The organism is Olivibacter sp. SDN3 (assembly GCF_014334135.1).
Taxonomy (GTDB): domain Bacteria; phylum Bacteroidota; class Bacteroidia; order Sphingobacteriales; family Sphingobacteriaceae; genus Olivibacter.
The window spans coordinates 4,230,784-4,252,879 of the sequence record NZ_CP060497.1 but is presented as its reverse complement, the minus strand read 5'-3'; the positions used below and the strand labels follow the sequence as shown (position 1 = coordinate 4,252,879).

Below are 22,096 nucleotides of genomic sequence, written 5' to 3'. Positions count from 1 at the left end.
TGACCTTAATTAGGTTATTGTTGTTTTATTTTTACCATGTTCGGCACTAAATTGTAAAAAAACAAGGTATAGAAGGGTAAAAAAACTATATTAGTCAGTCAAAACTAGCGCTATGAACAGAATTGACCGGCTATTTGGGATTGTAACGCTTCTTCAGTCACGCAGGTATGTCGATGTAGAAACTATTGCAGAAAAATTTGAAATCAGCACCCGTACAGTTTACCGTGATATACGAGCCATTACAGAGCAGGGTATTCCGTTAAGTTTTGAGCCCAGCAAAGGTTATTTTATTGTACAAGGATATTTCTTACCTCCTGTTTCTTTCAATAATGAAGAGGCAAATGCTTTAATATTAATGGAAAGACTTATTACCAGTTTTGCCGATCGTTCTATACAGAAACACTATATCTCTGCGCTTAATAAGGTGAAGAATGTCATGAAAAGCACCCAAAAAGAGCAACTTGAGTTTTTAAATGATAACATAAAATTTCAAATACCTGATCGACTGAATAATGATTTCGAATATCTCTCTGTCATACAAAATGCCATTGCTAACAAGTCTATATTGGCCATGGATTACCAAAAAGAAAGTGGCGAGCTTAGCTGTAGACAAATAGAAGCAATCGGTTTAATTTTTTATGCTTTTAGTTGGCATGTCATGGCCTGGTGTCACCTCCGAAACGAGTATAGGGATTTCAGAGTGTCTAGAATAAAGAAGCTGCGTGATACGCAAACTCCTTTTCAAATAAAAGATCATGTGCCTTTAGCAGAATTTATGAAAAAACTACCTGTCGATTATTGAAAAAACCATCTCCTTACATGGCGTTTTCCACTTTGTACACCCAAGCATGTTCGCAGGGCATGTTCCCCGGATGAATTTGAGGAGGTGTAATAGTCAGTTTATCTTGCAATTGCTCAACCTTCACATCTATAGACGAGCCTAACAAACTAACTTTAACTTTTTTCGCCGAATTAGTAGAAACAGTAATAGGTTTATCCGTCCAGGCCGTACAGATCACATATAGGGCATCGCCTTTCTTGGTATAATAAATTTGATCTTCTTTCATAGTAGCAGGCTTATCTTCCCATACCTGTGTACCGTAGATAGCATCTCCATTTACGTCCAACCATTTTCCAATGGCCAGCAGGCGTTCCTGCATAATAACTGGAATCATTCCATCGGCTTTAGGGCCAACATTTAATAGCAAGTTTCCACCATTACTCACTTTATCTATCAGTAGGTCGATTAACTGCTTAGAACTGAAATAATGAGCCGTTGTTTCGAAACGATTATAACCATAAGAAGTACCAATACCTCTACTTTCTTCCCATGGATGGCTCGCCTGTTCGCCTATACCTTCCTTATCATGTACCAAATCGTATTCTGTGGTATAATAGTCGCCATGTTTGCTTCGTGTTTCCTTACCCCAGCGATCGTTTACCACTACTTTTTCCTTCACCGGTGACTCATTATATAACCATGTTAAGAAGCTAGTGCTTTTTAGTGTATCACTTGGATAGTCCCATTCTCCATCGGAAAAAATTATAGCTGGTTTATAGGCTGTAACCAGTTCTTTCATTTGTGGAATCATATGTTCGTCTACCCAGTTATTAATGGTCTCTTTTGTGTATAATGGATGGTTCCACTCCAGCAGCGAGTAGTAGAAACCCATTTCCAAACCAGCCTTCTTTACTGCTGTACTTAACTCACCGGCCAAATCCCGATGAGCTCCAATATCAACACTATTCCACTTAGGACTGTATTTACTGGGCCATAAGCAAAAACCATCATGATGCTTGGAAGTCAATACAACATATTTTGCACCAGCCCGCTTAAACAAGCTTGCCCAGCTGGTAGGATCAAAATTTTCTGCTCTGAAAAGAGGAGCGAAGTCTTGATAGGTAAAGTTGTCGCCATAAATTTTTCGGTGATAATCAGTGAACAACTTGTTTTTTGTTAACAAACGGTTTTCATAGTGCTCTGCGTATTTTTCGTATACACCGTCGACCTCGTCAATAGGCGCATAAGCCGGAACAGAATAAGGCCCCCAATGGATAAAGATACCGAACTTAGCGTCGCTCCACCAAGAAGGTGTAACGCGCTGATCAATAGACTGCCAATTAGCCTGGTAATTTTGCGCCGAAAGTTGCGTAGCCATGAAAAAGTAACCTAAGATTAAAAAACAGTAATTTTTTTTTGTGAAGATCATCATTTATCTCAATACGTTGCTTATAAATCGGGCACTTGCACATAACAAGTTTTTGGTTAAAATACTACTTTTTTATGTCTTTTGCCGCTTTCGACGAATAAAAATCAATTGGAAAATATAAAGGCTGTTTGAGGTAGCTAACTAAATCCTTTCCAACACCAATTGTATGGCTTTTTCAATAGTAGCAGAAGGGTGTTGACTGAAGGTATGATTAACCCTACTAGCCAAAATAGCATTTATAGAAACCGCCTGATGCCCCAATAATTTGGCCAAAGCATAAATTCCAGCTGTTTCCATTTCCAAATTGGTGATTTGTCGCCCATGATAGCGAAAAGAATTGATCCGTTCCAGCAAATCAACCCGTACTTGATGAGCTCTGGTCGACCTACCTTGCGGTGCATAAAAACCCGGAGATGTTAAGGTGATCCCCTTAGGCAGATCGTATGCGAGCTTCTCCAGAAGCAAGCCGCTCGCTGAAGTAATATAAGGACGAATACCAATATTGCTGAAGTGATCAATACTTGCTTGATGTAAGCCATCATTTAGGCCCTTCTTGTCTGCTGAATAAAAACACATTAAATTATCAAAGCCCAAACCATAAGTAGAAGCCAATAGCGTACCCACAGGAATATTAGGCTGTACCGCACCTGAAGTTCCTATCCGTATAATGTGTAATGAGCGGAATGTCTCCTTTGGTTTTGTTGTTCTTGTAGACAGATCAATATTTACCAATATATCGAGCTCATTCAATACAATGTCTATATTATCTGTTCCTATACCTGTAGAAATCACACTGATACGTTTTCTACCAATGAAACCGGTATGTGTAATAAACTCCCGTTTGCCCTTCTTTAACTCAATACTGTCAAAGTACTTGCTTACTTCGGCAACACGTTCCGGATCGCCAACGGTTATGATAATATCAGCAACATCTTCCGGTAAAAGGTTTAGGTGATAAATACTCCCATCGGCATTTAATATGATATCGGTTTCTGAAAAATTCGCCATTGGCAAAAATATTAGATCGTTCTTAAATAGTTAATCCGTAACCGCTCTATCTTATGCAATTTTTCCATACTACGGTTTACTTGCCCCTGCCTTATTTCGAAGGTAATTGAACAGTTAATATCAAAATCTTGTTTCAATATATGTAATGTATCTTCCTTTATTACCCGCATAACATCGTTCATCTGCTCATACCCGAAGTCTATCTGATAGACATCGTTTACCGTTTTTTCTATAATTTCAGCGCTATCTATAGCGTCTTGTGTGGCCGACTTATAGGCATTGATTAATCCAGGAACTCCCAAAAGTGTACCTCCGAAATAACGCACTACAACCACTACCACGTTGGTTAAATCATTTGATAACAAGGTGTTCAATATTGGCCTCCCGGCGGTGCCAGATGGTTCACCATCGTCATTTACTCTAAATACTGAACGATCTGACGTTAGGCGGTATGCCCAGCAATGATGCCGAGCCTTAGGGTGCATGGCTCTTAAATCGGCCATTATACTTTTGAGTTCGTCTATATCGGAAAAAGGATAGGCATAGCCCAAAAACTTGCTTCCTTTATCTTTAAAAATTCCCTCCGAGGATTTAGCAATTGTATGATAAGTATCTTCAAATAAATTCATTATACATTTTTTCACTGCCGTTTAAAGGCTGATGATCAATACCGAAATAATGGCAAGAACAAGACCCACTTTGTTCAAAATAGATAATTTTTCGCCGAACAAAAAAATTCCTGTTACGGCGCCAACAATAATTACCCCTATATTCATCCCCGAAAACACCACTGATGGATTATCTGGCAATGCTTGATGTGCACGCATGTAAAAGATAATATTACCGAAATTAAACAGGCCCAACAGGATCCCCCAAAGGGTTCCTGAGAGCGAAAAACGCATTTTTTTTATTACACCCAAATAGGCAATGGACAAAAAAGAAGTCAGGGTACACAGTACAAATACGACAAAGATGGATGTTTTATAAGATACTCCTTGGTATTGTGCTAAATGTTTAAATAGAATATCTATTACACCCATGCCAAAAAAAACGATCAAAGGGTATAACCAACTACCGAACCGACCAACCTTGTTTACAGATAAGCTATTAGTATGGTGCCATCTGATAGAACACACAACGGCAATTAAACCAACTATGACACCTGACAGTTTAATCGGAGCAGGGTGTTCGTTGAAAATGAAAAAGGCTGCAATCAGCGGTATAAAGAGCGATAGGCGCTGAGCTACTTCCGTTCGTACAATACCCGTATAACGGATAGAGGCCGCTATAATAACAAATAACGAAGGGAGTAAAAGTCCTAATATGACGTAGGTTGTTACAGGCGCTTGATCAAACGTAAGGTTATCAAAATTTGGCTTTAAATAATAATAGCTCAGTAATACGGCGACTGGATAGTTCCAGGCGATCATCTGAATAGTATTAACCGAATAGCGCCTGGCTAGCTTAATGATGACAGAAACTGTCACGCTACATAAAACACTTAACAATACCAGATGCATCAGTTATTAAAATAAGTAGTGAGTATATCCTTATCTATCAATTGAATATCCTTTGGAATCCTATCTAACTCAGGAGCTTTAATACCATTTTCCCAGTAGTTTGGTCCCCTAAACACGCGGGCTTCATCCCATAATCCCGCGGTTATGAACAGATGGAGCGTTTTTACCCCGCCTTCAATAATTAGCGATTGTATATCCATCAAGTGTAGCTGATAGAGAATATACTGAGGTAAATACCAATCAAAGTTCTCAAGTGTTATGTATTTGATGTTTTCTTGCCATTCGGTTCTTACTGCATTAAAAACCAGTGTTTCAACGCTTCCATCAAACAGGTGAAGGTTATCTGCTAGTGACAAATCTTTGTCGATAACTACACGTTTTGGATTTTTACCCTCCCAATGCCGAACGTTAAGCTGGGGATTATCTATACGTGCGGTATTTGCTCCAACGAGGACAGCGTCTTCCTCACTCCGCCATTTATGACTAAGTATTTTTGCAGTCGATCCGGATATCCATTGTTGGGTCCCGTCTATCGGAGCAAAGTAACCGTTGGCAGTTTGAGCCCATTTTAGTATTACATAAGGCCGACTTTGGCTCACACGTGTAAAAAAACGTCTATTTATAAAAGAAGCTTCCCGCTTAAGTACGCCCTCTATAACGTTAATTCCAGCGCTTCGCAGCTTGTCGATTCCTTTACCGTTTACCGCATCAAAGGGATCCCTGCATGCCACCACCACTCGAGGAATCCCATGCTTGATAATCAAATCGGCGCAGGGAGGGGTTTTTCCTTGGTGTGCACAGGGTTCCAGGGTAACATACAAAGTTGATTCTTTCAACAGCTCGGCGGCATGGTCGTATTTTTCAAATACTTCGTTTATGGCATTGGGTTCAGCGTGCGCTTTTCCATATTGCCGATGCCAGCCCTCACCTATAATCTTATCTTGATGTACAAGGAGTGCTCCCACAATCGGGTTAGGGCTTACAAACCCTTGACCCAATTGAGCCAACTGAATACAGCGTTGCATATAGCGTTCGTGATTAGGCATGTACAAACCTAAACATTTTATCTTATGTGCGCTACTAAGCCTGTTTTTTTTACAATGGGATAATGATTCTGTCTTTTTCGTATGTTTGCAGGTATAAAAGTCATGCAGCAACTCAACCATCTTAAAAAAGAATTCATCGATAAACTCAGTCCTTTATATCCCGTTTCGGAGATCGAAAGCCTTTTTGCTCAAGTGCTAGAAGATGCCTTACAGTTAAAAAGAAAAGATTACCTATTGGATAAATCCTTTACACTGAGTGCTGCTGGTCTGGAAAAGATAAAAAAAATAAGCGATCGGCTATTGAAAGGAGAACCCCTGCAATATATTTTAGGCGTAGCATGGTTTATGGGGCTTCATTTAAAAGTAACAGAAAAAGTCTTGATTCCCCGTCCGGAAACAGAGGAACTAGTTGATTTGATCATACAAGATCATTCATCGTCTATTGATCAACCCTTACAAATCATCGATATAGGCACAGGTAGTGGATGTATTCCCTCTGCTTTAAAAGCACATCTAAGAGATGCTCAGGTTTGGGCAGTGGATATTTCCAGAGAGGCATTGGAAATAGCAAAATATAATGCAGCCAAACACCATACTTCCATAAATTTTATGTTAGCCGATATTTTGGATTGGGAGTTTGTTTTTCAGGATGGGCAAAAATTCGATATCATTGTCAGTAATCCACCTTATATCACACCTGGAGAAAAAGAAGAGATGCACCCAAATGTACTGCAATTTGAACCACATCTCGCCTTGTTTGTTGAAGAGAAGGCGCCATTGTTATTTTATGAAACCATCGCTTCTTTTGCATTAGAACATTTACAACCTAAGGGAAAGCTATATTTCGAGATCAACAGTAACTACGGGGTGGAGGTAAAAAACTTATTGTATAAAAAAGGCTTTAAAGTGGTACGTCTTCTACAAGATATGCAGGGAGCCGATAGAATGATCAGCGCATCATTTTAGACAGTGTTGTTTATCAATGGCAAAAAAAACAGTGCGGAAAAGCAGGAGAAAAGAACAAAGGTTAATTAGGCACTGGAAGTTGATTGTGGTAGGCATAAGTGTTGTCGGCGTAATGGCCATCGCATTGTTGGATCAGCTGATTTTTCATGAGCCCATGCATTTTGGCATTTCTGTACCAAAAGGGTTTCACACACATGGAATAGATATTTCTCAGTATCAAGGAGACATAAACTGGAAAAAAGTTTCTACACCACAAGATAGGGATATTAGCATTTCTTTTGTGTATATGCGGGCTACAATGGGCATGCGAACGGATAAGAAATTTAAATACAATTGGCAAGAAGCAAAAAGATATGGGTTAAAAAGAGGGGCCTATTTATATTTTCACCCCAATAAAGATGGTATAAAACAAGCAGAATTATACATAAAAAGGGTGGGAATACTAAACGACTGTTTGGCGCCAGTAGTAGATATAGAACACACCTATAAAACAGATAAAATAACACTAAGAAATAACTTGGAAGCATGCTTAAACAGGCTTCAAGAACATTACGGCGTACAACCAGTAATTTACACCTATACCACATTTTACAGAGATTTTTTGGGATCAGCATTTGACAATTACCCCTTATGGATAGCACACTACGAAAGAGAAGACGGACCGGATTATATTGAAAGACCTTGGGATATTTGGCAATATAGTGAAAGAGGTAGAATAGAGGGGATAACAGAACATGTCGATTTCAATGTATTACATTGTGAAAACGACGGCATTATGCCTTGTTTTGTATGTAAACGTAATAGCTAATGAGCTATTTTAAGAATACCGGCTTTTCTTTCGGAAAAATCTTAATAAAATTTAGGAAATATTTTTTTAATACCAAAAATAAAATAAAACGAATAAAGTTATTTATATAGAGGTTAGTAGTGACCTTTATGTATCAATAAGTAATATAATATCTAAATATGCTCAGCGCAAAAATCAAAGAAGAGACTAAATCGGCTCATCAACAGCTCGAAAAGAAGGTTGTAGAAAAATTAAAAGCTATTCGTAGTGAAGAAGACTATGCTGATTTTTTAAAATATTTCTACGCTTATTTCAGTACGGTAGAAAAAGCTATTACCCCCTTCATTACCGACGAACTGTTACCCGATCATAAAGAGAGACGAGACTCATCTTATCTTAAACGTGATATTGAAGCACTAGTCGGGCGGGTAGATGCCCTCCCCGAGGTTCGGATACCTAGTATGTCAGATGTATTGGAAGCTATGGGAGCACTGTATGTTATGGAAGGGTCTATTATGGGAGGCAGTATTATTGTAAAAATGCTTGAAAAGAATGGTATTGTCGACGGCATATCTTTTTTTTCTGGTTATGGAGAAACCACCGGTCAGAAATGGGCAGTATTTACCGCCGTACTCAACAACATCGCTAAATCAGAAGAAGATGAGACAAAGGTAATTGACACTGCAAATCAAACCTTTTCCTGCTTTGAAAATCTTTTTGACACGGTGACTATTTAACCTACTATGAGGGTGGCTAGGCTTTTGAGAATTGCGTAGCTGCCTACATTTCGAAAATAAGCTATCGTTCTCAAAATTGAAACCTATTCAGATTTGGTTTTACCTTTTTTCTTCGTTGGAGCTCATACTCATAGATAACACGACCCAGATTCTTCAAAAAAGGATAGGTCACCTCTTTATATTCGTAAACTCCATCGTTATAGATATTATTTTTATTTGCTTGTACTACCGCGGCGAGTAGAAATTCTACACCATGTTCAAAATCAACGATATAGGCATTGTCGATATTGTAACCGTAAGAATCACCGTATTTGTTGAAACTTCTGATACTATCCGTTAACTGGTGCTTTTTGTCGCGACCAAAATAGAGGAGCTTACTATAGGTAGGCCAGAAGTCTTGCGCATCGTATTTCGGATAATCTACTTCCTGTGGGAAGCGCGACATATAATAGTAAATAAACTTATAATCCTCCGGTGTAAGTAAGAAGCGTTCATCTTTTGCAAATGCTTCAGGAAATAGCAGTTTCTTTAGAATAAGCTGCTGATCCGCTAGAGGATACACGTTTAATCCTTCAAAGCTGAAGGGTTCATGAATTAAGCTATCGTTAGCACTAATATACCCCTTTCCTCGTACAACATTTTGAAGTTTTAATGGATAATCGTTAGGATCATATTGCGCTTTCTGCTGGTAAATGATTTTATCACCTTCATAAAACGTAAAGGGATTGGTATGTTTTGCCGATTCGCCCTTGTCGCCTATTGCCAATCTATTAACAATACGACTGTTGTCAGCCCCATGTTTACGCAAGTGTTGGTTAATTTCAGCACGGCCAAGAAATTCGAACAAACGATTATAAGCATCATTATCACTCGTCAGTAGAATCTTTTTGATATAGTGGCCAATGCTAGGTAAACCATTGGCCGAAGAAGAGTCTGTGCTGACTGAAGTTTGTTTATCCCAGGCACTATCTATTTTTAAGCTCGTTTCTTTATTTAGCCCTTTGATACGCAATGCATTTATTTTCTCGAGAGCAAAGATAGATGTAGGTAATTTTACAGTACTAGCAGGGTAGAAGTACCACGAGGGATCCATCCGGTAACCAAACGACTTAAAATGTGGGATATCGTTTTCATCACGATCTATTTGCGTATATAAAATCTGTATTTCGTGCCTTTGCGGATGCTCTAATACCGTCTTGAACAACTCAGGGTGACTTTCCAAAAGATTCCTCAGGAATACAGTGTCTAAATGTTGGGCGGAAGCTGTCATGAGGGTAAAAGATAGTAAGAAAATGGTGAACTTTCTCATTACACTTGAGGTTTTATGAAGCTAAAATATAAAAATACTCTTAAATGGCATGATATTAGAACATTTAACAAATAAGACCTACATTATAGACTATAAAGTAGACAATCTATGTAATTGCATATCGAAGAAATTTATGTAAGTTTGTGTTAAATAGACCTTTTAAGAAGGCGTTTATTAAAGTGCTTTGGTGCTGATCAAAGAAAAGACATCTTCTCTAGTAGCATTATGCTTCGATAGCACGTTATAGCTGGTGATAAGCAAATAACATACATTTTTTATAATCAACAGATGAAAAGAAAACTAAACTATTTTTACCTAAGTTTACTGGGATTTACTTTACTTACTTTAGGGGCTTGTAACAAGAATGATGACGTAGGTCCCGAACCGCAAATACCTGATCATATTGGCATGTACATTTTGAATGAAGGTAGGTTTGGTCAATCAGATGCCACTCTGGGTTTTTTCACGCTGAATTCCCAGCAGTATAATGACAACGTCTTTTCGGAAATAAATGATGGTGCTACCCTGGGCGATAACGCAAATGATATGTTAAGACATGGCGCTAAGCTCTACGTTACGGTTACCGAATCTAACAAGATTGAAGTGTTGGACTATTCGAATGGAGAAATTATTGCTACAATTCCAATGAATAAACCCAGGAGCCTCGCTTATGCCGGTAATAAAATTTTCGTTACAAACTATAATAACCACGTGGTTGCCATTGATACGTCTTCGTTGGAAAAAACTGATTCTATCCAAGTAGGGCGTACACCAGAAGAAATTGTACGATTTAATGGCAGGCTTTATGTTGCCAATTCCGGTTCTGAGAACGGTTGGTCAACTGGTGAATTTGACAATAGAGTCTTCGTTCTAAACCCGTCGCCATTATCCATTGACCGCACAATTGAAGTAGCAGATAATGTCACCAGTTTAACGGTAGATTCAGTTAGAAGCAGAATTTTTGCGAACGCAGTGGAAACAAACACCAACCCCTCAAGTTTGTATGTAATTAATACACAAACTAATGAATCTCCGGTTAAGTTTAACTATGGGGCAAAGAAAATGCTGGTAGTAGGCAATCAAGCGTTACTTATAAGTGATAACTTCGAGGACGATAAAAATATAGTGCTATTGATGGATCTTACTACACGCGATGCAGTGAAGTTTATCGACAATGAGGAAATTAAATATCCTTATGGTCTTGGTGGAATAGAACTTGGAGAAATTTGGATAGCTGATGCTGGGGACTTTACTTCAAAAGGAAAAATACATAGATACGCAAATAACGGTTCTCCCGTTGGAAATATCGAGGTCGGTATAGCTCCAAAAAAAATCATTCTAAGACAGTAACTATTTGAAACTTCACTGAAAAGAGATCAATTAAATCGATCTCTTTTTTATTTTATACTGTTACCAAAACATTATTACAAAGTAATTTTTTATTATTAATAACATAAGTTAATTAGGCTTTCCTGATATCTCCCCATTTCCGTATCTTCGCTCTCTATGCAACAATCCATCAATGTAGGCCTTATTGGCTTTGGTATGGCCGGCCAGGTATTCCATGCGCCCATTATCAATTGTGTGCCCGGTTTAAGACTGCATACGATCTATGCACGCAGAGCTGAGCAGCAGGCCATTATCCACTCAAAATACCCGCAAACCCAAATTGTGGCCGACCCCCAAGATATTATCCAGGATCCAGATATCGAGCTAGTTATCGTAGCAACAGCCAACTCAGTACATTTTTCATTAACTAAAGATGCACTACTTGCTGGTAAACACGTAGTAGTAGAAAAACCGTTTACCAATACTGCGACGGACGCAGAGGAATTAATCGCTTTAGCCCAAAAACAGGGTAAGATATTATCTGTTTTTCATAGTGCTCGGTGGCACAGTGATTATCTAACCGTTCAGGATGTTTTGAAAAGCGGTGAATTGGGTCGGCTTGTAACTTATGAAGTACGTTATGACCGTTTCCGAAACTACCTTCGTCCAGGAGCTTGGCGCGAGGAAGACCTTCCAGGTTCAGGTATTTTTTTCGACCTAGGCGCCCATCTGATCGACCAAAGTCTTCAATTGTTTGGAAAACCTCAAGCGATCTTTACTTATCTACGCAAAATGCGGGAAGGCGTAAAGGCCGTAGATGATTTTGAGATAATGCTTTACTATCACAACCTGAAAGTGTCTCTAAAAGGCAGTATGCTTATAAAAGAACCTACGCCAAGGTTTGCACTATATGGTACGGATGGTGCTTTTGTAAAGCATGGTGTTGATCCACAAGAGGTAGCGCTTAAGGAAGGCAGGACACCATTAAACACATCTAATTGGGGGGAAGAACCAAGCGATATTTGGGGCATATTGCATACCGATACCAAAGGCTCAGGTTTTGACGCAAGAGGACCGATTCCAAGTAAAAAGGGTAATTATCCTGGTTTTTACGAGAATGTTAGGGATGCTATTCATGGAACGGCAGAACTTGTTGTAAAGCCAGAACAGGCCAAGGATGTCATTGAAATCTTAGAGTTGGGTCTAAAAAGCCATGCAGAACGACGAGTAATTGATCTTTCATGATTTACGACGCTATCATTATAGGCGCCGGAGCTTGTGGTATGATGTGCGGCGTACAAGCTGGCTACCTCAACAAAAAGGTGCTTCTATTAGAAAAAAATGATCGGCCAGGTGCTAAAATATTAATTTCTGGTGGTGGTCGCTGTAATTACACTAATCTTTATACAGCCCCTAAGAACTTTCTTTCCAAAAATGAACATTTCTGCAAAGCGGCATTATCTCAATGGACCGTTCAGGATACTATAGATTTTTTTGAAAGTAACGGTATATCCGGACATGAGAAAACACTGGGGCAACTTTTTCCAATTAGCAATAAAGCAAAAGATGTGGTTGGCGTGTTCATTAAGCTATTGCAACAATTAACGCAACCTTTATACTTGGATACAGTAGTTACAAGCGTTACCAAGCGTAGCGATAAGCTATTTAATGTTGGCTTCAGCAGACATGGTAAAACGGACATAGCGACTGCCCGATCAGTAGTAATAGCTAGTGGTGGGCTTCCAATACCTAAACTAGGAGCCAGTGATTTTGCACTTAAAATAGCGCAACAATTTAATTTACACGTTGTGCCAACTACCCCTGCACTGGTGCCTTTAACTATCACCGGTAAAGATGCCGACTGGTTCAGCGCGCTTGCTGGAAATAGTATTTTCAGTAGAGTTTCTAACGACATCATTAGCTTTGAAGAAAGTATCTTATTTACACACTGGGGGTTGAGCGGACCAGCTATACTACAGATTTCTTCCTATTGGCAGCCAGGCGAAAGTATCCATATCAACTTATTGCCGCATATTGATATTATGCACGTCATTCAAGAGGAGAGAGGGCGAGGCGGTAAACGCCTATTGCTAAATATATTGCAAGATCACTTTACTAAAAAATTTGCCGAGGCACTCGGCAAATTCTTACCAATAGACAAGAAAATTGCTTCAATGAGTAAACAAGAGGCAAAAGAAGTACATCGTGTTATCCACCACTTTGTTGTTAAACCAGCAGGTACTAAAGGCTACGATAAAGCCGAAGTGATGAAAGGAGGGGTTGATACACAAGAGCTATCATCGAAAACCTTGGAAGCAAAAAAGGTTTCCGGATTATTTTTTGGCGGGGAGTGTTTGGATGTTACCGGGTGGTTGGGCGGCTATAACTTTCAGTGGGCATGGGCCAGTGCCTATATCATTGCACAACATATTTAGGTCGCGCGTTAGGAGAATATTAACCCCGAACATTAATAACTCCTAACGTACAAGTGAGCAGAGCTCCATAAGTTATTCCAGAATTCTTTCTCTCATTAAGCGATTTCTACAACAAAACTATTATCAGCATTCAAGATATCTTTGTATTCAATCAAAGATTCTAAATTAATATCGCCAATAATGTACTTAAAGTCACGCGCATAGTAACGCTCCGATACTTTCAAGAAATTCAGTTTTTCAACCAAGCCTTCATTATTATACCGTAGATAGACGGTAATATTGTGGTCGTTACTATGTATCAACTGCGTAGCAGCAATATGTTTTTTGTACTCGTAACGATAATCATAGCGAAGCGCCGCTATATCAGATAGAACGGCCGATCCAGTGGGATGTCCGCCGGCACCTTTCCCATAAAAAAACTGTTGGTCAGCAAAAGCAGCTTGAACTACTACACCGTTATATTCATTCTCAACGGCGTAAAGTATACTCTTGGCCGTCACAAATTTAGGAATCACATAAAGGATCACTTTTTCATTGCCGATCTCCTTGGCCGTAGGGATCAACTTGATTTTATAGTTTTTTTCACGCGCAAAACGAACGTCATAATCATTTAACTTGTCGATGCCAATATTTAATATTTCTTCTGGTTTAACGTAAAGGCCATATGCATGAGAGGCCACAATCGCTAATTTAAACTTGGCATCAAAACCACCCACATCCAAGGTGGGGTCCGTTTCTGCGAAGCCCAAATGTTGGGCTTGCTTTAAAGCGGTATCATAGTCAATATATTCGTTGAAAATCTTTGAAAGAATATAATTCGAAGAGCCGTTAAAAATACCACTTACGGAATGTAACAACTCATTATCATAATACTCTTCTAAATTTCTTATGATAGGAATACTACCACATACCGCGCCTTCATAAAGCAAGCTGGTTCCATATTCATGTTGTAAATCTACCAATTCCTGCAAGTGGTTAGCAATCATCTTTTTGTTAGCCGAAACCACATTTTTACCTGTTTTTAACGCTTTAGAAACAATATTAAAGGCCGCTTCTGCATCATCTATAAGTTCAACGATTGTGTTTATTTCCGGGTCGTCTAAGATATCGTCGGCATTCGTGGTAAACAAATCTAAAGGAAGTGTTCTTTTTTTATCGGGATTCTTAATAGCGAAACGCTTGATCTCGAGGTTTAGCTTCTTAGTTTTTATAATATCATAAAGACCTTGGCCTACCACACCAAAGCCAAATAGTCCTAAAGTTAGTTTTTTGCTCATTAAAATAATTCTGTTAGTCCTTCTTTTTTCTTCATACAATCAGGTAAGTGACTGCAAACTACGATTGTGTGCCGCAGGATGAACTTTCCCTAGAAAAATTGCTATTGCATTACTTATCTGTTTAGTTTCAATTAAAAAGCCGTCGTGTCCATAAAAAGAATCAATGGATACATGTTTGGCACCGGGTATATATTTTGCTAAAAATTTCTGTTCCTCAGGAGGAAAAAGCATATCACTGGTGATACTGACGATAAGTGTTTGAGCCCTTATGATCTTTAGCGCATTTTCCGCACCATTTCTACCCCGTCCAATGTTATGAGCATCCATCGCTTTGCTCAAAAACCAATAACTATACGCATTAAAACGCTTAACAAGTTTCTCTCCCTGATAATTTTGATAAGAAGACGCCTTAAAATAGTCTTGCTTCTCATCTGTTGTCTCTAACTGCGTTGCTCCATAGGTTTCATACGTTCTGTAAGAGAGTAACGCGATGCTTCTAGCTACTTTTAAACCTTTGGCTCCACCATCTGGTTGATTAGAAAAAAATGTTCTATCTGCAGTAATAGCCAAACGCTGACTCTCGTTAAAAGCAATCCCCCATGGAGAATGCTGGGCATTGGTAGCTAATAGGATCAATCGCTCTACACGCTCTGGATGTAATATAGACCACTCCATTGCTTGCTGTCCACCCAACGACCCCCCTATAAGCACCTTGATTTTATCAATTCCAAGATGCTGTGCCAACAACTCATGTGCTGCTGCCAAATCCCTAATAGTAAACGATGGAAAAGCAAGATAATAGGGCAACCCTGTAGTTGGATTTATGCTTAAGGGATTTGTTGTGCCATAATTAGATCCTATGATATTGGCACATATAATGAAATGGTCCTGAGGATTGAATAGATCATTTTCGCCAAACAATCCTGGCCACCAATCAAAAACATCAGCATTTGCCGTTAGGGCATGACATACCCAAACCACATTATCCTTACGTGTATTTAAACGCCCATAAGTATGGTAGGCAATTTCCAGACCTTTCAGGCGTTTCCCACTTTCCAACCTGAATGTTTTATTATAACTGTATTTATGAATACTCATATGCTATGGAAGTGATTAAACCACTTTAATTTATCTGATCAAATGCTTGCTGCAGATCAGCTTTTATATCATCAATATGCTCCAAGCCCACAGATATCCGTAACGACGTAGGTTTTACTCCGGCAGCAGCTTGCTCGTCTTCACTCAATTGTTGGTGAGTCGTTGCAGAAGGCTGGATAATCAGCGTTTTCGTATCTCCTACGTTTGCAAGGTGGCTGATTAACTTCAAGCTATCTACAAACTGGGTTGCTTTTTCTTTTTCACCTTTTATTTCAAAAGACAAGACTGCTCCAAAACCATTCTTTAAATATTTTTTCGCACGGATATATGTAGGATTATTGGGTAAGCCCGGGTAACTAACAGAAAGCACCTGCGAATGATCTTGCAACCATAGCGCTAATTCCAACGCATTATCCACATGACGCTGCACGCGTAATGATAACGTTTCCAATCCCTGTAACAGCAGAAAAGAATTGAAAGGAGACAAAGCAGGACCAAAATCACGTAACCCTTCCACACGTGCGCGGATAGCAAATTGTATGTTACCAAAAGGACCGTTACTGCCAAAAACATCATTAAAAACGAGACCGTGGTAACCTTCGGAAGGCTCACTAAATTGCTGAAACTTACCATTACCCCAATTGTAATTTCCCCCGTCAACAATAACTCCACCGATACTGGTGCCATGGCCACCAATCCACTTAGTGGCCGATTGAACAACTACATGTGCGCCATGTGCAATAGGTTGAAATAAATAACCCGCTGCACCAAAAGTATTATCTACAATCAATGGCAAGTCGTATTTTTGCGCTACCGTTGCCACTGCCTCAAAATCAGGGACATTGAAGCTCGGATTACCGATAGTTTCCAAATAAATGGCCTTTGTTTGCTCGTCTATTAATGCTTCCATATGCTCAGCACTGTCGTTTTTTGCAAAACGGGCCTCAATACCCAACCTTTTAAATGACACCTTAAACTGATTGTAGGTGCCCCCATATAAATTGGCGCCAGAAACAAAGTTGTCACCACTTTCTAAAATATTACTTAAAGCTATAAATTGTGCAGCCTGTCCCGAAGCCACTGCGACAGCAGCAACACCCCCTTCCAGAGCCGCCACACGCTTTTCAAACACATCGGTGGTAGGATTCATAATCCTCGTATATATATTACCAAACTCTTTCAGCGCGAAAAGATTTGCGCCATGTTCTGAATTATTAAATACATAGGACGTTGTTTGGTAAATCGGAACAGCTCGGGCATTGGTAGAAGCATCTACTTCTTGTCCTGCGTGTATTTGTAGTGTTTCGAATTTTAAGTTTTCTTGTGACATCTTTATAAAGTGTTAGGATGAAAAATCAGTTTGCTTGTACTCGCACGAGTTAATTCATGCAATAAACTATCATGATATGTAAATAAAGATGATAGGTTAGCATCTGCTACTGGCACATACACATATAACGGCGATTGAGGTTCAAGGCGATACCTCTGCTATTACCATTGCCGAAAATAACACTTTTATGGAAAAGTGCCCTTGCACCTTTAAGAGTAGAATTACTAGTTGAAATTGATTTCATTGTCTTTCTCATTTATATGCTCCCATTAATTCGGGACAGGATTTGGCACCTTTTCCTAAAAATATGGATGGTTGCCAGTGGGTCGCAGAGCCGGTCTCTCGCCACTTCTTTATAAATCAAGACTCTTTCTTCAAGAGGAATTGATCAGTACATCCTGAAATGATGTATGCCGCAAATATACACTTTATTTTTATTGCGCAAAAGATTTTTTTTGCAACAACACCCAATCTCGATAATGTAAAAAGTCATCGGGATTCGAATTTCAGGGCATATTCAGTTCATATTGCTCGTTGAAAACCTTTGTTTTTATTAATCAATTTAGCGATTGACGGCGGTAGATCAATAGGTCTGCTAAAGGTAGTGAGGTTGTTTTCTTCAACAGCGTTAAAAAATCCCAACTTCTCAACCATACGTTTGGCGGGCTGATTGTCTTTATTGATAGATATTTTAATATGAGATGCACCCAAACAATATTTTGCCATTTCTATCATTTGATTAAAGGCATTGGGCATAATACCTTTTCCCCAGTATTCGGGTAAGATGGAACCTCCAAAAAAGATCTCTCTTTTCTTTTTGTTCCAATTATACAATACGCAAGCGCCTATTACCTTTAACGGATCGCGTTTCAGACGGATAGTATAAATGTACTTACATAACCAAAGCATGCGTTTCGCAAATTCTTCCGCGTTTTCATTGCCGCTGCTATCATTGTTGATTTTCCAAAACAACTCAGGCCTCGTGTAAACATTGTCGAATATTTCACTATCCTCAATCGTCAATTTTTTAATGATAATGGGCTCTGTTTTCATATTATTTTCCATAGCCTATTCAAAATTTCTTAATAATTAATAAATCTTAGAAATAACTTTCGGAATTATTAATGAACGGTTTACATATTTGTTTAGCTTTCCGAAGGTACCTAATTAAACAAATAAGAACAATATATGTTTGTTAGATTTACAAAAATAAGCTCCTATTTCTTACACCTACTCCTATTTCTTACACCTAATTGATAATTGTTATGGAGCAGTTTTTGTACATTTGCGTTAAGATTTTAGCGTATGGAAGCAGATAAAAGACTAAATTTAGTAATAGACGATTCAAATCTTGATAAAGACTTAAAGACTATCGCATTAAAAGTCCTTAACAACCAACGCATTACTTTTGAAGAAGGTGTTGTTCTTTATGAAAAAGGGGAGTTGGGGTATCTTGGTGTACTTGCTAACCATATTCGAGAGAAAAAGAATGGTAATTTCACTTATTTTAACCGTAATTTCCATATCGAGCCTACCAATCTTTGTGTATATGACTGCAAATTCTGCTCATACTCACGCCTCATAAAAGAACGATCAGAGGGATGGGAGGCAACGATGGATGATATGTTGGAAACTATCAAGAAATACGATGATGAGCCGGTTACCGAAGTACATATAGTAGGAGGGGTGCTGCCCCAGTATAATTTGCAATTTTATACGGAATTGTTTACAGCTATTAAAAAACATCGTCCAAATCTACATCTTAAAGCACTTACTCCAGTGGAATACCACTATATATTCAAGAAAGCGAAAGTCGATTATGCAACGGGCATGCGAATGATGAAGGAAGCGGGCTTGGAATCTATGCCGGGAGGAGGGGCGGAGATTTTCGCTCCGGAAGTGCGCGATAGAATTTCAAAAGATAAATGCAACGCTGAACAATGGCTGGCTATCCATGAGGAATGGCATAAGTTAGGGATGCATTCCAATGCTACTATGCTCTACGGACATATTGAACAATTCCAGCATCGTGTTGATCATATGAACCGGCTGAGACAACTTCAAGATAAAACAGGTGGTTTTCAAACGTTTATACCGTTGAAATTTAGAAATAAAGATAATCAGATGTCTGATGTACCGGAAACCTCAGTTATAGAAGATCTCCGTAATTACGCCATAGCTAGAATTTATCTCGATAATTTCCAACATATAAAAGCATACTGGGCTATGATTAGTAGAGATACTGCTCAGCTTTCCCTCAGCTTTGGTGTGGATGATATAGATGGCACGCTCGACGATACCACAAAAATATATTCGATGGCAGGTGCAGAGGAGCAAAAACCTGCGATGAGTACAAGAGAGTTGGTAAATCTTATTAAACAAGTAGGAAGACATCCCATAGAAAGAGACACATTGTATAATGTAATCACCGACTATAAAGACTACATCTTTGAAGAAGACGATGCAAAAAAAGCAAGTTATTACAGTCTTCCTGTGGTAAATTGATTCAATTAAAGTATTATAATAAGAGCATCTGCATAATAAAACATAACGACCCTAATGAAAAAACTACTTTATATCATTCGACATGGAGAGACTGATTTAAACAAAAAAGGAATTGTTCAGGGAAAGGGAGTAGACACACCGCTTAATCACCTCGGCAACCAGCAGGCAAATGCCTTTTATGAAGCCTATAAACACACCTCATTCAATCGCATATATACTTCAACGTTACAGCGAACGCACCAAACTGTTGCTAGTTTTATTGCTGATGGCCTTCCTTGGGAACAACTCGAAGGCTTAGATGAGATTTGTTGGGGAATATATGAAGGCAAAGAACAAACGCAAGAAATATTGACAGGCTTCAATTCAGTAACAAAAAAATGGAGCGAGGGTTTGCTTGATCTCCGTGTAGAAAATGGCGAAAGCCCGAACGATGTGCAAAAACGACAAAAGAAAGCGATTGACTACATCCTCTCAAAAGATGGCGAAAAACAAGTGCTCATTTGCATGCACGGTAGGGCCATGCGAATACTCCTATGCTTACTCAGTGGAAAGCTCCTAAAGGAAATGGATGATTTTCCTCATACGAATACCGCACTTTATATTGTCTCTTACGAAGATGGAATCTTCACTATAGAGGATCATTACAATACCGATCATCTAGCGAAACTACAGCAAGCTAAGCAATCGGTATAACACTACCTAATTTCGAGAGCAAAATAAACAACAAACGCAAAAGGTTTAACATTTAAATTTTAAACAGATAATATCAGCCCATCTAATAATTGCTGATTACGGAGATAAATATGGACAAAATTAGAGTATCAGCCGTTTCCTACACCAACACAACACCCTTCATATATGGTATAAAGAACACTGCTATCATCGACAAAATAGAATTAAGTTTGGATATACCTAGTACCTGTGCACAAAAGCTTATAGACAATGAAGTGGATATTGGTTTAGTACCTGTTGCTGCTTTACTGCAGATACCGGGGTACGAAATAATTTCCGACTATTGCATAGGAGCAAATGGACCAGTGAACTCCGTATTTATATTTAGCAATAAACCTGTTGCTGCTATTGAAACGCTACGTCTCGACCTACAATCCAGAACATCCAATAATTTAGCCCGGGTGTTATTCAAAAATTATTGGAAAAAAAACATCTTACTCACTAACAGTGATGATGCCGATGCTTTTGTGCAAATAGGCGACAGAACATTTGGTAAAAAAGATTACTACCCTTATGCTTATGATATGGGCGAGGAGTGGCTGAATTTTACAGGCCTTCCTTTTGCTTTTGCTGCATGGGCCACCAATAAAGTTTTACCAACAGCATTTATTGAAATTTTTAACCAGTCTATGAAATTTGGTTTAGACAATCGGGATGAGGTAATCAGAAATTTACCAAAACGTGCCGATTTTGATATTGCCTATTACTTAAATCATTCTATTGATTTTATACTTACTGATAAAAAGAAAAAGGCAATACAACTTTTTCATCAATATATAAAGGAATTGTAAAAAGTGCAGAGATTTTATTAATCTCCGCACTTTTTTGTATCTTTTGATTATTATTGTTCAATACTCGCTTGCTCGGTCTAAAAGGATTATTTCTTCATCTTTCAATTTAACATCTACTGCATTAATTAAATCATTCAGTTGCTTTTCATTAGTAGCACTTGCAATTGGCGCCGTTATATATGGCTTGCTTAGCAACCACGCCAAAGCAATTTGTGAAGGTGGTACATCATTATTGCTCGCAACTTCACTCAAAGCGGTTAAAATTCTCTGTCCCCGCTCGTTCAGATACTTTTTTATTCCTTCTCCACGTGGACTTTTATTTAAATCGTCTGCCGATTGGTACTTGCCACTAAGAAAGCCACTAGCCAAAGCATAGTAATTTAACACCGCTAATTTTTCGTCCCGCACTAAAGGCAAATAGTTTTTTTCAAACCCTTCCCGATCATATAGATTATACAAGGGTTGTAGAGTGGTATAAGGTTGCAGCTGGTTTTCCCTTGCAAATCTGTTCGATTCGGCAATACGTGCAGCTTTGAAGTTTGAAGCACCTATATAACGCACTTTACCTTCTTTTATTAACTCATTTAATGCTTCCATCGTTTCTGCAACAGGCGTTTCTTCATCGTCATAATGTGTTTGGTAAAGATCGATATAATCTGTCTTTAATCTTTTCAACGATTCTTCAACTGCTAGTTTAACATACGGGGCCGTTAAACCTTTATGTGTTTCACTCATTTGTCCACCCAACTTCGTGGCAATAATAACATCATTTCGATTTCCACGACTGGATAGCCACTTACCAATGATAATTTCTGATTCGCCACCCTGATTTCCTGGAACCCAATTAGAATAAATGTCAGCAGTATCTATGAAATTAAAATCTGCATCTATAAACGCATCCAAAATTTTAAATGACGCCTTTTCATCTAATGTCCATCCAAAAACGTTTCCGCCAAAAGTGATAGGCGATACCTCTAAATCTGAAAGACCCAATTTTCTTTTTTTTGACATGATAT

21 protein-coding genes and 1 riboswitch are annotated in these 22,096 nt (G+C 38.7%); of the genes, 10 read left to right on the top strand and 11 right to left on the bottom strand.

Features of this window, described 5'->3' with window-relative positions; translation table 11 throughout:
* Positions 1-112: 112 nt before the first annotated feature.
* Positions 113-802: a YafY family protein gene (locus H8S90_RS17720; protein ID WP_187339184.1), complete on the top strand. Its 690-nt coding sequence runs from the start codon at positions 113-115 to the stop codon at positions 800-802.
* Between the two features lie 13 nt (positions 803-815).
* On the opposite strand, the gene H8S90_RS17715 is transcribed toward H8S90_RS17720, so the two are convergent.
* The 5 genes from H8S90_RS17715 to ribD form a co-directional block, all read right to left on the bottom strand.
* Positions 816-2,159 (bottom strand): alpha-L-fucosidase, encoded by a 1,344-nt coding sequence (locus H8S90_RS17715; RefSeq protein ID WP_187339183.1) that lies wholly within the window; start codon positions 2,157-2,159, stop codon positions 816-818.
* Positions 2,160-2,351: 192 nt separating this feature from the next.
* Positions 2,352-3,218 carry a nucleoside phosphorylase gene (locus H8S90_RS17710; protein ID WP_187339182.1) on the bottom strand — a complete coding sequence of 289 codons (867 nt, stop codon included), beginning with the start codon at positions 3,216-3,218 and terminating at the stop codon, positions 2,352-2,354.
* 11 nt (positions 3,219-3,229) lie between these two features.
* Complete coding sequence (locus H8S90_RS17705; protein WP_187339181.1) at positions 3,230-3,847, bottom strand: YigZ family protein; 618 nt, start codon at positions 3,845-3,847, stop codon at positions 3,230-3,232.
* A 21-nt stretch (positions 3,848-3,868) separates the two neighbouring features.
* Complete coding sequence (locus tag H8S90_RS17700; RefSeq protein ID WP_187339180.1) at positions 3,869-4,738, bottom strand: EamA family transporter; 870 nt, start codon at positions 4,736-4,738, stop codon at positions 3,869-3,871.
* Positions 4,738-5,784: a bifunctional diaminohydroxyphosphoribosylaminopyrimidine deaminase/5-amino-6-(5-phosphoribosylamino)uracil reductase RibD gene (gene ribD, locus H8S90_RS17695; protein ID WP_187339179.1), complete on the bottom strand. Its 1,047-nt coding sequence runs from the start codon at positions 5,782-5,784 to the stop codon at positions 4,738-4,740. Before ribD ends, H8S90_RS17700 begins: the two co-directional genes overlap by 1 nt.
* Positions 5,785-5,886: 102 nt before the next feature.
* Between ribD and prmC the strand changes: the two genes are divergently transcribed.
* From prmC to H8S90_RS17680, 3 genes are all read left to right on the top strand, one after another.
* A complete protein-coding gene (gene prmC / locus H8S90_RS17690) occupies positions 5,887-6,750 on the top strand; it encodes a peptide chain release factor N(5)-glutamine methyltransferase (protein WP_187339178.1) in 864 nt (287 codons plus the stop codon).
* A gap of 16 nt (positions 6,751-6,766) precedes the next feature.
* Positions 6,767-7,558, top strand: a complete 792-nt coding sequence (locus tag H8S90_RS17685) for a glycoside hydrolase family 25 protein (protein WP_187339177.1) — start codon at positions 6,767-6,769, stop codon at positions 7,556-7,558.
* A 158-nt stretch (positions 7,559-7,716) separates the two neighbouring features.
* Complete coding sequence (locus H8S90_RS17680) at positions 7,717-8,274, top strand: biliverdin-producing heme oxygenase (RefSeq protein WP_187339176.1); 558 nt, start codon at positions 7,717-7,719, stop codon at positions 8,272-8,274.
* Between the two features lie 70 nt (positions 8,275-8,344).
* Here H8S90_RS17680 and H8S90_RS17675 read toward each other — a convergent pair whose 3' ends face one another.
* The gene (locus tag H8S90_RS17675) at positions 8,345-9,583 is read right to left on the bottom strand and encodes a serine hydrolase (protein WP_187339175.1); all 1,239 of its coding nucleotides are present in this window, start codon (positions 9,581-9,583) and stop codon (positions 8,345-8,347) included.
* A 288-nt stretch (positions 9,584-9,871) separates the two neighbouring features.
* Here H8S90_RS17675 and H8S90_RS17670 point away from each other — a divergent pair, with 288 nt between their 5' ends.
* The 3 genes from H8S90_RS17670 to H8S90_RS17660 all read left to right on the top strand — a co-directional run bounded on the left by H8S90_RS17670 (position 9,872) and on the right by H8S90_RS17660 (position 13,347).
* The gene (locus H8S90_RS17670; RefSeq protein ID WP_187339174.1) at positions 9,872-10,933 is read left to right on the top strand and encodes a YncE family protein; all 1,062 of its coding nucleotides are present in this window, start codon (positions 9,872-9,874) and stop codon (positions 10,931-10,933) included.
* A 156-nt stretch (positions 10,934-11,089) separates the two neighbouring features.
* The gene (locus H8S90_RS17665) at positions 11,090-12,157 is read left to right on the top strand and encodes an oxidoreductase (RefSeq protein WP_187339173.1); all 1,068 of its coding nucleotides are present in this window, start codon (positions 11,090-11,092) and stop codon (positions 12,155-12,157) included.
* Complete coding sequence (locus tag H8S90_RS17660) at positions 12,154-13,347, top strand: NAD(P)/FAD-dependent oxidoreductase (RefSeq protein WP_187339172.1); 1,194 nt, start codon at positions 12,154-12,156, stop codon at positions 13,345-13,347. The genes H8S90_RS17665 and H8S90_RS17660 overlap by 4 nt, the downstream gene beginning before the upstream one ends.
* Before the next feature lie 95 nt (positions 13,348-13,442).
* Here H8S90_RS17660 and H8S90_RS17655 read toward each other — a convergent pair whose 3' ends face one another.
* The 4 genes from H8S90_RS17655 to H8S90_RS17640 form a co-directional block, all read right to left on the bottom strand.
* Positions 13,443-14,624, bottom strand: coding sequence for a homoserine dehydrogenase (locus H8S90_RS17655; RefSeq protein WP_187339171.1), 1,182 nt, complete (start codon positions 14,622-14,624; stop codon positions 13,443-13,445).
* 39 nt (positions 14,625-14,663) lie between these two features.
* On the bottom strand, positions 14,664-15,722 hold the full coding sequence (gene metX, locus H8S90_RS17650; protein WP_187339170.1) for a homoserine O-acetyltransferase: 1,059 nt from the start codon (positions 15,720-15,722) through the stop codon (positions 14,664-14,666).
* A 25-nt stretch (positions 15,723-15,747) separates the two neighbouring features.
* Positions 15,748-17,052, bottom strand: a complete 1,305-nt coding sequence (locus tag H8S90_RS17645) for an O-acetylhomoserine aminocarboxypropyltransferase/cysteine synthase family protein (RefSeq protein WP_187339169.1) — start codon at positions 17,050-17,052, stop codon at positions 15,748-15,750.
* 253 nt (positions 17,053-17,305) lie between these two features.
* Positions 17,306-17,414, bottom strand: a riboswitch (SAM riboswitch).
* A gap of 160 nt (positions 17,415-17,574) precedes the next feature.
* Positions 17,575-18,105, bottom strand: a complete 531-nt coding sequence (locus H8S90_RS17640; RefSeq protein WP_187339168.1) for a GNAT family N-acetyltransferase — start codon at positions 18,103-18,105, stop codon at positions 17,575-17,577.
* Positions 18,106-18,357: 252 nt separating this feature from the next.
* Here H8S90_RS17640 and mqnE point away from each other — a divergent pair, with 252 nt between their 5' ends.
* From mqnE to H8S90_RS17625, 3 genes are all read left to right on the top strand, one after another.
* Positions 18,358-19,557, top strand: a complete 1,200-nt coding sequence (gene mqnE / locus H8S90_RS17635) for an aminofutalosine synthase MqnE (RefSeq protein ID WP_187339167.1) — start codon at positions 18,358-18,360, stop codon at positions 19,555-19,557.
* A gap of 54 nt (positions 19,558-19,611) precedes the next feature.
* Positions 19,612-20,250 carry a histidine phosphatase family protein gene (locus H8S90_RS17630; RefSeq protein WP_187339166.1) on the top strand — a complete coding sequence of 213 codons (639 nt, stop codon included), beginning with the start codon at positions 19,612-19,614 and terminating at the stop codon, positions 20,248-20,250.
* Positions 20,251-20,360: 110 nt separating this feature from the next.
* Positions 20,361-21,080 carry a menaquinone biosynthetic enzyme MqnA/MqnD family protein gene (locus tag H8S90_RS17625; protein WP_187339165.1) on the top strand — a complete coding sequence of 240 codons (720 nt, stop codon included), beginning with the start codon at positions 20,361-20,363 and terminating at the stop codon, positions 21,078-21,080.
* Between the two features lie 57 nt (positions 21,081-21,137).
* On the opposite strand, the gene H8S90_RS17620 is transcribed toward H8S90_RS17625, so the two are convergent.
* On the bottom strand, positions 21,138-22,091 hold the full coding sequence (locus H8S90_RS17620; RefSeq protein ID WP_187339164.1) for an aldo/keto reductase: 954 nt from the start codon (positions 22,089-22,091) through the stop codon (positions 21,138-21,140).
* Positions 22,092-22,096 lie beyond the last annotated feature (5 nt).

Coding starts and splice junctions, on each gene's coding strand:
- H8S90_RS17720 (WP_187339184.1), top strand. CDS start 113: ATGAACAGAATTGACCGGCTATTTGGGATTGTAACGCTTCTTCAGTCA.
- H8S90_RS17715 (WP_187339183.1), bottom strand. CDS start 2,159: ATGGCTACGCAACTTTCGGCGCAAAATTACCAGGCTAATTGGCAGTCT.
- H8S90_RS17710 (WP_187339182.1), bottom strand. CDS start 3,218: ATGGCGAATTTTTCAGAAACCGATATCATATTAAATGCCGATGGGAGT.
- H8S90_RS17705 (WP_187339181.1), bottom strand. CDS start 3,847: ATGAATTTATTTGAAGATACTTATCATACAATTGCTAAATCCTCGGAG.
- H8S90_RS17700 (WP_187339180.1), bottom strand. CDS start 4,738: ATGCATCTGGTATTGTTAAGTGTTTTATGTAGCGTGACAGTTTCTGTC.
- ribD (WP_187339179.1), bottom strand. CDS start 5,784: ATGCCTAATCACGAACGCTATATGCAACGCTGTATTCAGTTGGCTCAA.
- prmC (WP_187339178.1), top strand. CDS start 5,887: ATGCAGCAACTCAACCATCTTAAAAAAGAATTCATCGATAAACTCAGT.
- H8S90_RS17685 (WP_187339177.1), top strand. CDS start 6,767: ATGGCAAAAAAAACAGTGCGGAAAAGCAGGAGAAAAGAACAAAGGTTA.
- H8S90_RS17680 (WP_187339176.1), top strand. CDS start 7,717: ATGCTCAGCGCAAAAATCAAAGAAGAGACTAAATCGGCTCATCAACAG.
- H8S90_RS17675 (WP_187339175.1), bottom strand. CDS start 9,583: ATGAGAAAGTTCACCATTTTCTTACTATCTTTTACCCTCATGACAGCT.
- H8S90_RS17670 (WP_187339174.1), top strand. CDS start 9,872: ATGAAAAGAAAACTAAACTATTTTTACCTAAGTTTACTGGGATTTACT.
- H8S90_RS17665 (WP_187339173.1), top strand. CDS start 11,090: ATGCAACAATCCATCAATGTAGGCCTTATTGGCTTTGGTATGGCCGGC.
- H8S90_RS17660 (WP_187339172.1), top strand. CDS start 12,154: ATGATTTACGACGCTATCATTATAGGCGCCGGAGCTTGTGGTATGATG.
- H8S90_RS17655 (WP_187339171.1), bottom strand. CDS start 14,624: ATGAGCAAAAAACTAACTTTAGGACTATTTGGCTTTGGTGTGGTAGGC.
- metX (WP_187339170.1), bottom strand. CDS start 15,722: ATGAGTATTCATAAATACAGTTATAATAAAACATTCAGGTTGGAAAGT.
- H8S90_RS17645 (WP_187339169.1), bottom strand. CDS start 17,052: ATGTCACAAGAAAACTTAAAATTCGAAACACTACAAATACACGCAGGA.
- H8S90_RS17640 (WP_187339168.1), bottom strand. CDS start 18,105: ATGAAAACAGAGCCCATTATCATTAAAAAATTGACGATTGAGGATAGT.
- mqnE (WP_187339167.1), top strand. CDS start 18,358: ATGGAAGCAGATAAAAGACTAAATTTAGTAATAGACGATTCAAATCTT.
- H8S90_RS17630 (WP_187339166.1), top strand. CDS start 19,612: ATGAAAAAACTACTTTATATCATTCGACATGGAGAGACTGATTTAAAC.
- H8S90_RS17625 (WP_187339165.1), top strand. CDS start 20,361: ATGGACAAAATTAGAGTATCAGCCGTTTCCTACACCAACACAACACCC.
- H8S90_RS17620 (WP_187339164.1), bottom strand. CDS start 22,091: ATGTCAAAAAAAAGAAAATTGGGTCTTTCAGATTTAGAGGTATCGCCT.